At 47.4% G+C, this 12,400-nt stretch carries 11 protein-coding genes and 1 pseudogene; 10 read left to right on the top strand and 2 right to left on the bottom strand.

The genetic code is table 11. The annotated features are described in order from the left end of the window. Positions 1-102: 102 nt before the first annotated feature. The 10 genes and pseudogenes from JK198_RS04820 to JK198_RS16775 all read left to right on the top strand — a co-directional run. Positions 103-483: a hypothetical protein gene (locus JK198_RS04820; RefSeq protein ID WP_349290178.1), complete on the top strand. Its 381-nt coding sequence runs from the start codon at positions 103-105 to the stop codon at positions 481-483. Positions 484-543: 60 nt separating this feature from the next. Further along, positions 544-3,612, top strand: coding sequence for a tail protein (tape measure) (locus JK198_RS04825; protein WP_212709982.1), 3,069 nt, complete (start codon positions 544-546; stop codon positions 3,610-3,612). Beyond that, complete coding sequence (locus JK198_RS04830) at positions 3,612-4,085, top strand: hypothetical protein (RefSeq protein ID WP_212709981.1); 474 nt, start codon at positions 3,612-3,614, stop codon at positions 4,083-4,085. The genes JK198_RS04825 and JK198_RS04830 overlap by 1 nt, the downstream gene beginning before the upstream one ends. Further along, a complete protein-coding gene (locus tag JK198_RS04835; RefSeq protein ID WP_212709980.1) occupies positions 4,085-4,555 on the top strand; it encodes a hypothetical protein in 471 nt (156 codons plus the stop codon). Before JK198_RS04830 ends, JK198_RS04835 begins: the two co-directional genes overlap by 1 nt. Next, entirely contained in the window at positions 4,552-4,947 is a 396-nt protein-coding gene (locus JK198_RS04840) for an NlpC/P60 family protein (protein WP_212709979.1), read from the top strand. The genes JK198_RS04835 and JK198_RS04840 overlap by 4 nt, the downstream gene beginning before the upstream one ends. Next, positions 4,934-7,411, top strand: coding sequence for a host specificity factor TipJ family phage tail protein (locus JK198_RS04845; protein ID WP_212709978.1), 2,478 nt, complete (start codon positions 4,934-4,936; stop codon positions 7,409-7,411). Before JK198_RS04840 ends, JK198_RS04845 begins: the two co-directional genes overlap by 14 nt. A 67-nt stretch (positions 7,412-7,478) precedes the next feature. Continuing rightward, positions 7,479-9,329 carry a hypothetical protein gene (locus tag JK198_RS04850; RefSeq protein WP_212709977.1) on the top strand — a complete coding sequence of 617 codons (1,851 nt, stop codon included), beginning with the start codon at positions 7,479-7,481 and terminating at the stop codon, positions 9,327-9,329. Next, the gene (locus JK198_RS04855; RefSeq protein ID WP_212709976.1) at positions 9,329-10,870 is read left to right on the top strand and encodes a hypothetical protein; all 1,542 of its coding nucleotides are present in this window, start codon (positions 9,329-9,331) and stop codon (positions 10,868-10,870) included. Before JK198_RS04850 ends, JK198_RS04855 begins: the two co-directional genes overlap by 1 nt. Positions 10,871-10,879: 9 nt before the next feature. Next, a complete protein-coding gene (locus JK198_RS04860; protein ID WP_212709975.1) occupies positions 10,880-11,191 on the top strand; it encodes a hypothetical protein in 312 nt (103 codons plus the stop codon). A gap of 280 nt (positions 11,192-11,471) precedes the next feature. Next, positions 11,472-11,618, top strand: a pseudogene (locus JK198_RS16775) (Arm DNA-binding domain-containing protein); the annotation flags it as partial. Between the two features lie 41 nt (positions 11,619-11,659). Here the strand turns inward: JK198_RS16775 and JK198_RS04865 are convergent. Continuing rightward, on the bottom strand, positions 11,660-11,914 hold the full coding sequence (locus tag JK198_RS04865; RefSeq protein ID WP_212709548.1) for a Txe/YoeB family addiction module toxin: 255 nt from the start codon (positions 11,912-11,914) through the stop codon (positions 11,660-11,662). Then, positions 11,911-12,162, bottom strand: a complete 252-nt coding sequence (yefM, locus tag JK198_RS04870) for a YoeB-YefM toxin-antitoxin system antitoxin YefM (protein ID WP_212709547.1) — start codon at positions 12,160-12,162, stop codon at positions 11,911-11,913. The genes JK198_RS04865 and yefM overlap by 4 nt, the downstream gene beginning before the upstream one ends. Positions 12,163-12,400 lie beyond the last annotated feature (238 nt).

Here is a 12,400-nt window from a genome sequence, read left to right on the forward strand (position 1 = left end):
CCGGGTGGCTTTTTTCTTTCATGTCGCCATGCCTCTCCTTGCTTCCCTTTGCATAAGTTTGGCTTTAGGATTGGTCTTAACTTTACCAATGGGGATAGGGATGTGAAGAAGATTATTGCCTCGTTTATTATTGCGTTGACGTTATCTGGTTGTGCGACTAGTGGAAATAAATCGATCCAAAATGAAACACAAGTCAGTATTCAGCAGAAGATAGTCAAGGGTGTTACAACAAAAAACGAAGTTAAGTCTTACTTCGGCGATCCTACTGGCGTTACCTTTACTAGCGATGGTTCAGAACAGTGGCAGTATATGCTTGCTGATGTGAAAATTTCTGGGAAAACCTTTATCCCGTTTTATGGGTTGTTTGATAATGGTGCTACCACAGATATGAAACAGCTAATTATTCTCTTCAAGGGTGATGTGGTTAGTAATTACACCCTGGTTAATTCCAAAACAGAAACGAAGTCTGGTCTGTTAAATTAAACATAACTTATCGAATAAACCTCGCTCCGGCGGGGTTTTTTTATGCCCGGAGAAAATTAAATGGCAGACAGTCAGAGTGCAGGTGCAATCCATTTTGATGTAGACATCGATACTGCGAAACTACTTACGAGTGCCAGGCAGGTTGATTCGACACTGGATAATATGGCGTCATCGGCGCAATCAACCGGTAAAAGCCTGGATAGTATGGGGAAAAACACCAAGTCTGCTTCCTCGTCATTAAACCAGATCGCCGCATCCACAAAATCAGTTGATGGCTCAATGCAGACGCTGAACACGACAGTTAGTGCTATGGCTCAGGCTATTCAACAGGCCAATGCCTCATCAGCGGCGGCGAGTATGACACTGGCACAAATGAATGGTGCTATGAACTCTCTCATTGGTGCGGCCAATTCAATTGCAGAGGCAATGCGCGGGGCCGGAACCAGCACAAGTACAGCCAGTAATGAATTTAGCCGGGCAGAATCAATCATCGAAGGCCTGGGTAATCAGATCGCCATTCTCGACGAGGCTCAGGAGAACGGCGCAAGAAGTGCCGCTATTCTGGCCGCACAACTCCGGGCGGGTGCAGGCGCGACTGATACAGAAAAAGAAAAAATCGGTGAACTCACCGGCCAGCTTTATGACATGAAGAACGGCACCGAATCAGGAGCTAAAAGCCATGTTAACTGGAAAAACAGCATGCAACAGGCCGGTTACCAGGTGCAGGACTTCATTGTCCAGGTGCAGGGCGGTCAGTCGGCTATCGTAGCTTTCAGCCAGCAGGGCTCTCAGTTAGCTGGCGCATTTGGTCCGCAAGGTGCCGTTGTGGGTGCGTTGATTGCGCTGGGTTCTGTCATTGTTGGTACGCTTGTCAAAAGTATGGGGAATGCTACAGATACCATAAAGACCTTAGGTGATGCTGCAAGTGCTCTGGACGGTATCATCACTGTGTCTCAGAGCGGTGTGGCTGCACTTTCAGACAAATATGCCTTACTTGCCAGTACAAATGCTAAGTTTGGTCAGATTCTAAAAACTCAGGCGATCATTGAATACAATCAGGCACTTAGTAAAATCCCTGACTCTATTCAGAGTATATCAAGTGACGCTCTGTCAATCGGCGATCAGCTGAGTGGTGTATTTACTGGGGCAATCCCATCCGTAAGCGGATTAGGTAAGGTTCTGTCAGACCTAAATATAACCACATCTAATTACAATGATGCTGTTAAGCAGGTACCTCAAACGCTAGGTGGCGTTAGCCCTGCGCTGAGCTTATTGGCGAATACAGTGGATACTGTGGCAAGCAAGTTTGGACTGTCAACTCAGCAGGCGTTTGAACTGACTAAGCGTCTTAACGATGTGGCAGAAAGTAAATCCCCAGAACAATTACAAAGCCTGGCGCTATGGTTGCAGCAGATGAATAGTTCAACACCTGGAGTTACCAGTGCTTTCGGTGATTTAACAGTAAATGTATCGAAGCTTGGCATAGCAGCCGCGCAGGCAGAAATAAACCTGGAAAGAGCCAAGGCGGCTAACGATACACTGACTAAGTCCCAAGAACAGGCGGTTACAAGTTCAGAAAGAGAATTAGCTTTAGCCAAAGCAACGGGTGTTGAAAGAGCGAAACTGCAAGCTAAGTACAAAGTACAGGACTTGCAGTTAAATCCTGATAGCGGTCAGGCCAAAGAAATTATGTCAAACGCTGTAGCTACCTATAACGCCCAGCAGGCACAGAAGGAATTGAACAATGAGCGAAACAAAGGATCAGCAGCAGCCAATCAGCAGGCAAAAGCTGAAGAATCTGTAACTCAGAAACTTGAGCAGCTTCGCCAGCAATCTGACCTCAACGCCGTGTCATCCCAAAACCTGACACTGGAGCAGGCTAAGCTACGCGCTGAAATGTCTCTCGGGAAGAATGCCACTGCTGCACAGCGGGAAGAGGCTGCTAAATACGCTGAAGCCATCTGGCAGCAGGCGGCAGCCCTCAAAGCCAGAAATCTGATACCAGAAGTGGCAGAAAATGATGATTATCAGAACAAGTCCGCTCAACTTGAATTACTGAAAGGACAGAAAGATTCTCAGGGCAATCTGATTATCAGTCAGCAGCAGTATCAGCAGGCATCTGAAAAGCTGGCCGCAGAGCATATGGCTAACCTGGATAAAATTAACAGCCAGAACGTTGTAACCCCTCAGCAGACTATGGCTGCTCAGGTTGACCCAGTGCAGCAACTTGCCAATGAAAACGCACAGAAGCTCGCCCTGATACAGCAGTTCACGCAGCAGAAGGTATTAACTGAACAGCAAGGCCTTGCGCTGATGAATGCTGAAAATACCCAGTATGAGCAGCAACGCTCAGCCGCGCAGTGGCAATTGTTCACACAGCAATCACAGGGTTATGCAGCGCTTGGCGCTGCTGTGGATGGTTTCGGTCAATCAGCAAGTAGCGCCATAACAGGTGTCGTTACCGGCTCTGAAAGTCTCTCATCGGCACTTCAGAATATCGGCAATACGGTAATTAACGATGTCATCCAGACGTTTGTTGATATGGGTATGCAATGGGTTAAGTCGGCGATTATGGGCGCAACAGCTCAGCAGTCAGCGATAGCGGCCACTACGACAGCTCAAGTCGCTGGGATTGCAACCCAGACCACAGCAAGCACCACCGCAGCAGTCGCCACAACTGCAGCATGGGAACCTGCCGCCATTATGTCATCAATTGCATCATGGGGCGGTGCAGTAGCTATAGGGCTGGGTGCCATGGCGGGAATTCTGGCATTGACTGGAAAGCGTAAGAATGGCGGTCCGGTTTCTGCCGGAGGGATGTATCAGGTTGGTGAATCCGGCCTGCCTGAAATCTATAAAGCCAGCAATGGGAGCCAGTACATGATACCCGGAGATAATGGTAGCGTCCTGAGTAACAAGGATATAACCGAAAGCAATAGCGGTCTAAATGTACAGGTGGTCATCAACAACCAGGCATCAAACGCTTCGCCTCAGTATGTTGGGGCGACTCAGGATAATGGCAGTTATATACTGGAATTCCTTATATCAGATGCTGAAAAGGGCGGTTCCTACTCAAATACGTTGCAGTCCACATTTGGCCTGTCACGTAAAGCAACTGGAGATTATTAATGGCAACCGTTCAATACCCCGACAGGCTGCCGTTACCCCAACGTGCCAGCCAGAACATGACGCAGGATACTGGCTTCAGAACAACTCAACCAGCAATAGGCCCTGCAATTTTCACCCCAATAACTACAGACCTGAAAGCCACCTGGTCACTGACATGGATATTCACGCTTCAGCAGGCGCAGATATTTAAGTCGTGGCTGCGTTCACCAACGTACTGTGACAGTGGCCGCAACTGGTTTGAAATGGCAATAGATCTTGGAGATAGCCAGGGGCCTCAGGTTCAGACCCTGCACTTTACCGGAATGCCGGTTCAGACCAGCAAGGATGGTATCACTGTCACCTGGACTGCGACGGTTATCTGTAATGGCCTGAATGACGATACCAGTGCTTATGATGACTGGATTGTTGAGGCGCCGCCTGGTTATGAGAACTGGCTTGATCCGCTGGTGACAGTAATTTTACCGGAGGCGTAATGACGACACTGAAAGAATGGAAGGAGCGGCGGCCGGCATCCGATTTAAAAGAGACTGTCACTTTTTACCATCCATCATTTGGATATTACCGGACAGTGAATAACCTGTTTTCACCTGCAGAGTTTGGTGGCGATAGTTACGCCCCGGCAAGGTTCAGCGTTACCGAGCCTGCACAGGATGGTACAGCGACAATATCCATGACTATCACCTTTGTTGCCGGTGCAGAAAATGTCAGGAACACCCTTAAATCATGGCGGGGTTCGCAGAGAATGACGGCGATTTCCTGCAATTACAGCCTGTGGGATAGCATCGGTGATTCAGTGGCGCTAAACAGCTATTCACTTTACGTGAAAGATGTGTCACTCGATGCCAATAACGTGACCATCACCGCAAGCCTGACAAATCCGCTGTCACTTGCTAACCCAATTATCTACACCACCAAAGACTACCCCGGACTTCTGAACCTATGACAAATGATGAATTTATACGGCGTGTCATTGGCAGGCCGTGGGCTAACCGCGCCTGTAGTTTCAGTCAGATGGATTGCTGGGGCCTTGTTGTTCTCTATTACCGGCATGTTCTGAATAAAGAATTGCATCACATTCCGGGCTACGAGTCAGAGTCTGATTTCGTTACTTGTTACACGCAGGAGCGGACACACTGGCAGGAGGTGAGCACACCGGTTCAAGGCTGTCTGGCTGTGTTCTATCGCGGCAAGCAACCATCTCATGTCGGAGTGATGATTTCACCGGGTAAGTGTCTTCACTCCATGGGTGAACAGGGCTTTGTCAGGATAGATAGTCCGCTGTCATTAACGAAGGTGTATCAAAGGGTGGAGTATCTGAAATATGGCGAGATATGAACTGCAGCGGCTACCGGGGTCGCCATTTGAGCGCGGAGAAATAAGTAATAACGCCCGCCTGGTTGACTGGCTTAACCAGCAGAACCTGCACAGCAATGTTGTCATAAGGATGAATGGCCGGACGCTTGAGGATGATTTTGACCTCAATTACGTGCCTGCCAGAGATGATGTGATCGGCGTGTTTGACCAGCCTGAAGGCGGCGTTGGTAAAGTTATCACCAGCGTGCTCCGGCCTGTAACTAAAGTCCTTTCCGGTGTAATGAAACTGTTTGGCCTTTCGGCTAAAACTGGTATTCCTTCGGTATCAACAGGTGAATCATCCAACAATGACCTGACGCAACAGACCAACCGGGCGAGGTTATACAAAGGAAGGCCCAACATTTACGGGCAGGTGAGGGCATATCCTGACCTGATTCAGGAGTCGATATTTGAATATATCGACAACAAAAAGTACGTCACTGAGTGGATGGAGGTGGGTTACGGGTATTACGATATATCTTCTGTGCGATATTCTGAATCATCTCTGACAGCTCTGGCCGGTGCCAGCTACCAGATTTATAACCCTGGTGACGTAATCGGTGACATGGCTCAGGGTTATTCATTCGATGATGTGGACGGGCAGGAGTTGCCAGGTCTGAATGAAGATGATTCGGAGATTAAGCAGCAGGGCACTACTGATACTCTGCTTGAGGGTACATTCAGCGGTGGTCAGTTCTACGCCAGAATCAACAAAGAAACCGGATTCGATTCGTTGTATGACTCGGCCAAGCCGGTATATGTCACTGTCATTGTTAATGTCACCTATAACACGGCGAGCGGCTCGGTAACGAAAGATGTGAGCGTACAGGGAACATTATTCCAGTCAACCATTACAGATGACGGGGCGCTGATTAATCCTGACCAGTATTACAACTTCTGGTTCAGTAATCTATCCGGCTCTGACTACCTCTCTTTGCCGTCCGATACAACAGTGAATCTGACAAAGCTGGTAGTTACCGAGTATGTCGGCACGACGATAGGGCCGTTCTTCGCGGCTCTTGAGTCCCAGCAGTTATGGATTCACCTCTATGCCAACCTGGGCGGCGGTTACGATGCACCGGCTAAAATTACCTGGTGGCAGGTGGATGATGACAATAACCAGATTGCCGGAACGCAGGAAAGTATGGATGTTCCTGTACACAACTCAGGAAGTGATCAGGACTATATCTATGTCACTGAGAAGATAACGCCTACCGCAGGTGTGGGACGCTATGCATTCAGCCTCTACCGTACCAATAACTCGCAGTCAGATTCTGTGCTGTATATCTCTGCGGCTCATGCCGTCACTATGCGCACTAATGTTGTCTATCCTGATGATACGCTGGTGAAAGTCACCGTACAGCAGACTGAGACACCGACCACGACACAGGACAGGAAATATAACTGCCTGGCAGAGCGCATGGTTATCAGCTGGACGACATCCGGAGGAATTGACTACACGCTCAGGCCATCCCGGTCATTCGCAGATGCTGTTCTGCATGAATGGGTTGTGACGGGTAATCAGGATGCGAGCAGGCTTGATATTGCGACACTGTACGAAATATTTAACAGCCTGTCAGACCCTCAACTTGGCTATTTCGATTACACATTCTCAGATGCAGCTCAGCCGCTGGGTGAAAGACTTCAGACAATCTGTGATGTAGCCAGGGTATCGATGAACTGGATCGGCGATACGCTGACGTTCTGGCGGGATGAGGCTGTTGCTTATCCTGAAACTGTATTCTCGCGTTCAAATATGTTCTGGGATGATTACAAAGTGGCTTACACAATGTCTCTGCCTGGCGGATTTGATGGGGTGACGCTGGACTACACGGACCCGACCAGCAATAAAAAGACATACATCTACCTTCAGATTGATGACAGTGGAATCACTGAGGTGGGTGATGCAACGAATAATGCCAACCAAATCAGTCTGGCGGGCAGTCGGAACAAAACTCAGGCATATGACAGGGCGTATCTCGAAGCCAGGAAGATACTATATTCCAGGCTCACGATGACAGTTAAGGTGCTGGAACAGACTCAAGTTGTCAGGGGAAAAGTGGTTCAGTGTCCTGATATGTATGATAACGCACAGCAGACCGGCTACCTGAAGGGCAGGAATGGTGACACTTTCTATACCTCTGAGAGGATAGATTTCTCTGCTGATCAGTTGTTTGTTGTTATGACCGACAGTGACGGGGCATTTCGTGGCAGGTGGCAGTGCCTGCCAGTTGAAGAAAACCCAAAGGCATTCAGTGCAAGCGCAGATCAGTTCGTACTCAATATTTACGATGGCAGATATATCCAGTCACCATCCAGATATTTTATTGCTTCTGATTCCGATCTGAACGCAACGCTGTGGCGTGTAGATAGCGCTAAGCCTAATGGTGATGATACTCAGACGCTGACCCTTACCGAATACTCCCCCGATATCTATCAGAATTAATTAATTATTTCTGCGGCCACCGATCAGATTAACTTCTGAGGATTTGCCGTATTTAAAAGGCGACAAAATGGCAGATTACAAAATTCCCACCCCGACACAGAAACCTGTTCCAAGCGCTGATATCCGTGACGTAGTGTTTGCCGGTGCGAAGGTTGATGAATGGGCCACCTCTTATAATTTCACGTACACGGACAGATTTGGTAGGAGGCACTTAACAGCATCTGGTATTGAAGCTAAATTCAATGAGTCATTATCAGATCAAGAAGCCAGCTTCCAGCAATTCCTGCTCAACTCTGGCTACGAACAGTTGGCTGATTATGTCGATGGTCCTATCACCTTCACGCGGCGTAACCAGATAACCGCGTACAACGGAGAGTTTTATCGGCCTAAAGCCTCAGTTACGCTTCCATACACCACCACCGGTAATACTGTGGCCACATGGGCAACAGACAAAGATAACTTTGTTGCGGTGGGTGATGCGGCACTGAGGCAGGAAATATTCCCCACAGAAAAGAAAACCCCGCAGGAAATAGGACTGCAAAGAAGCATGTTCGACATACTTCCTTCGCCATTAAATCTCTGGGGTACAGCCGGAATAGCGTTCGGTGGTGAAGAAAACAGAGGCGCTCTGCTGATCGACGAGAAAGGCAGGCTGAAAACTTTATCGAGTGTGGGTGGCCTCCAGTCAGGTTCCGGCCTGATGTTCGCAACGGTAGAGAACTACGGCACTCAGCAAGGTAAATTCCCGGATAAAGTGCTTCGATTACCTTCAGACGGTCTTGAGTCGGATAATACCTCACCTTCGGTAATATTTTCTTATAACACTGATGGCTCTCCAAGATTATTTGTTGTCAACCCTCGTCAGTATGGTCAATACGGCTGGCCGGAATCAGATGCTGGATATGACGGGTCATTATTATCATCAGGAATCGGGTCTATTTACCGGGAGCTTGTCTGGTCTGACAACGCGAGAAGCACGGCATTCGGAAGCTATGAACCAAAACTGATAGCAAGAAATGAAGGAACAACAGTTCAGTACATGCCACTTGTAACCTGGGACGTGTCAGGCGGAACCCCGTGGGGTGGTGATATTGAGCTTTTACTCACTACATCGAAAACAGCAACATATGCGGTAACCAGCCTCAGGGTCCGGGCAAATATGCAACTGATTTCAGGGAAAACAATCTCTGTATTAACCGCCGCTGACTGGTCGAGAATTATAGAGAGCTATTTTGATGGTCCGTATAATATGCTGCGCTCTGTTGATTCAAATGGTGCGTATTTTGATGCTATAGGCTTGGGTGTTAGTTATAACTCAACTGCGGGCACTGTAACTCTGTACCTCACACTGCCAACATCAGGTAGTCAGTCGGGAATATATATTTCTCCGGTATTTATCGGAAATTCTTCTAAAATGGTCGTCAATTACTCAGCATCAAGAGTTACAACGATTCCATCCGGATTAATATTGTTGTCAAACTCCATGATGTGGAATGGTGCAAATTCCGGGCGTTCTAATGATGGCTCCATTGTTGCATCTGATATTCACGCCAGAGTATCTAATGATACGGCATGGGCCTCCACCCGCCCCGACATTCTTTATGACGGGTATGTCGCTGCGGGTAATGGAACAGTGAGGTGCGCATTTGATGAAACAATAAGAATTACTCGGACAGGTACAGGCACCTACCAAATCAGCGGGATGTCATCGGCATGGAATAGCTGGAAAGTGCGCCCACCGAAAGACCAGTCAGGAAATGATTTGGCGATTGTTGAAGTGTCTGGGTCAGGGGCCACTTTAACTATTAGTGTTTATGCAATCTCCTATACAGTATCAGGCTCATCCGCCACAAGAGGAAAAGGTACTTTGATTGATATTCCTTCTTATTCATGGGTTGATGTGAACGGGGTTAATTAATGAATAATTATTACATTGATAGTAATTCAAAGGCTGCGGGCAATGGCTCCATTACCGCACCATTCCAAAGCCTGAGTGATTTTTTTGCTTTATCCTCTGTTTCTCACCCTGTGACTTTAAACCTTAAGCGCGGAAGTGTATTTGTCGGAAATTTCGAAGACACAAGTAAGCTTCTCTATAACCAGACAAATGATATGTCATATATAACATCTTATGGGGACCCTTCTTTGGGTATGCCTGTAATTACAAGACAAAGCACAACAAAGCAGTCATTCTGCACCAGAAAAGTGAGAAATTTAACTGTCGAAGATGATATATGTTTTTTTCATGACCAGAAGTCAGAGCTGATACGAATCGCTCCCTGCGGTCTGTCATCAACAGACAGAAGCGCTAACGTATGGTTTAAATCACTGGTCATGGGATCGCCTGGAACAATCCCCGGCTACAGGAGTGACTCAGGAACTGACTACTGCATGTATATGCAGCAGAATCCACAGGATGGAACGACGAACCTTGTGGGTGACTTCTGGGGCATGGATGGAGCAAGGTTTGATAATTTAATTCGCGGGTGCTGGCTCCTCGGGATGGGCGGTGGAAGCAATGGCGGCCTTCAGGATTTTACAGGCCAGTCGAAAGGGGTACAGGCTAAGAATTGCAGCTTCACACGCATTGGTATGGATTTCTGCGTGCTGTCAGGTATTTCATCTAATCTGGACCCCAAATATCAGGGGGTGGATGAATACACGTCTGGAATATGGAATTGCCGGGGTAGCGGGCTTACCCTGGCTGGCCAGATGACCTACTCCGTGGCGTTCTGGTGGTCGGGCTGTCATCAGTTACATGTTCATGACAACACTGTCGTGGGAATAGGGCCATCCAAAACTGACAGACAACCTTTCGACTTCGACGTTCGAAGCTGGAATTGCCTTGTTGAAGATTGCTATTCAGCGGGATGTGGTGGCGGGTCGGTAATGGCCGTTACATGGGCATCACAGACCACCGCCAAGCCTGATTCCGAAACAGATGATGACTGGTATGTCAAAAAAATGTTCGGCAATGGTAATAACACGATAAGAAACTGCACATCATTTAATGACGGGATAGATAAATATAAAATTTCCACGCAGGGTATTGTGTATAACTTCATGATAGAAAATATGACTATCATAGATACCCAGTCCACTAAAGCAATTATTATAAATGTTAATGCCAGCTCCCCCGGTATTAACTCAACAGACCCGTTATGGGGTACTAAAATAAATAACAGCATATTTCATTATACAAACGTGAGTGAGTATGCAAGGACCTGGGATACAGCAAGCGTGGCTAACTCACAGAAACTGTCGGTATTCACGAAGAATAATCTTTACTTTAATGGTTTAGCTCCGACGGCAATGCCGTCAGCGAGTGACGGAGGTAGCAATACTTATGTTGACAGCCAGTTCGCATTTCTTCCAGAATCACAACCAAGCTCTCAGAGTCAGGCTAAACTATTAATACCAGTAACTTCATCTCCGGCATTTGGCCTTGGAAACAGCTAAGGACAACTTATGGCCTTCCCATCCCCCGCAAACGACTACATCGAGGCACGACTGACACCCAACCTTGTTATGGGCATCACTGAATCGTCAATCATCATCCCGACCGACGAGGGCTACGCTGTAGTCGAGCCTGGCATACCGGCAAAAGCGGGGAGAGTGGTTCTGCTCGATCTGGCCGGTCAGTCTAAGATGTTTGCGACAGTCGGCGCTGGCCGGTTCATTACTGACGGTGGAATCATTGAGGGGGATGCGCTGGATGATACGCGGGTGATTGGGGTCGTGACGTTTATGGTGAAAGATATAGCGAGAGGGGTTGGATAAAACCCACTTCTTTCAGCGTTTGTGGGTATAAATACGGGCATAAATTTATACCTACTAATTTATTGGATTTTTAATCATGGACTTACAGATGAATGAGGCGTCTGCAGGGGACACCATATCGACATCCAGCTACATCTCCCCTAGTCTACAAAACCCCATCAAACCATGATTATTAAAGGATTTTCGTTATCCTGACGTCCAGTTGCATCTATTGAAATCCAGTGCATGTATGGGGCATAATCCGGGGCACTTCCGGTTCGATGTAAAATATGCCCCCAAAATGAATAGAAACGTCCGCGACAAACTCTCAGCACAAACCTGTAAGACAGCCAAACCCAAAGAGAAAAGTTACAAACTCTCTGACGGTGGCGGCTTGTATCTGGAAGTATCCCCGACAGGTTCCAAATACTGGCGTATGAAGTCTCGGCTCCTATAAAAATAACGTAATAAAAGATATTCGAAAATTAGTCAATAATGGTAGCGGCAGGATGCAATCAACAGAGAATCATCGCTTACAGCGTAAACAAATCGATGTTCTGACGTTATCCTGCGCGACCAAAACCCAGCAAGATGGTGCTTTAGTGGCTCTGGTTTACCCTTCCCCTCAAACGGAGTTCTACTGGCATCCTTGATCAGTTCATTGATCTTTTTGACTGTTTTTTTATCTGTATCTTGCCAGTAAAGGTAATCTTCCCACGCCTCTTCAGACCACGTCAGCTTCACTCAATGATGCCTCTTTCTACACCATTGCCGCTTTTCAGGCTGTCGACTGAATCCATTAGCCGACGGGCATTTTTTGGGGATCGCAGTAAATAAGCAGTTTCTTCGAGTGAATTGTATTCCTCAAGTGACATCAAAACACACGACTCACCGTTCTGCCGGGTAATCAAAACAGGGGCTCTGTCTTCGACGGTCTTAACCATTGTGGCAGAAAGATTCTGCCGCGCTTCACTGTAGCTAATAGCTCTCATGTCATATGCTCCTATTGGTGCAATTGTACAACTCAATGTACAATTAAACCAATAAGTAGTAAACCGGTATTTACCATAACGCCCTATTGTGCGCACAATGACCGAAGCCTCTGTGTCAGCTTATCAGTCTCGTTAAGCTAAATTTCAACAGGACTACCATGATTGAGAAAAGTAGCGAGGGAAAAGCCGCTCAGTGCACAAACATGTCAGAGCTCAGAACTGAAATTGATCGTATCGA

This window comes from Tatumella sp. JGM91 (genome assembly GCF_018257575.1).
Taxonomy (GTDB): Bacteria; Pseudomonadota; Gammaproteobacteria; order Enterobacterales; family Enterobacteriaceae; genus Tatumella; species Tatumella punctata.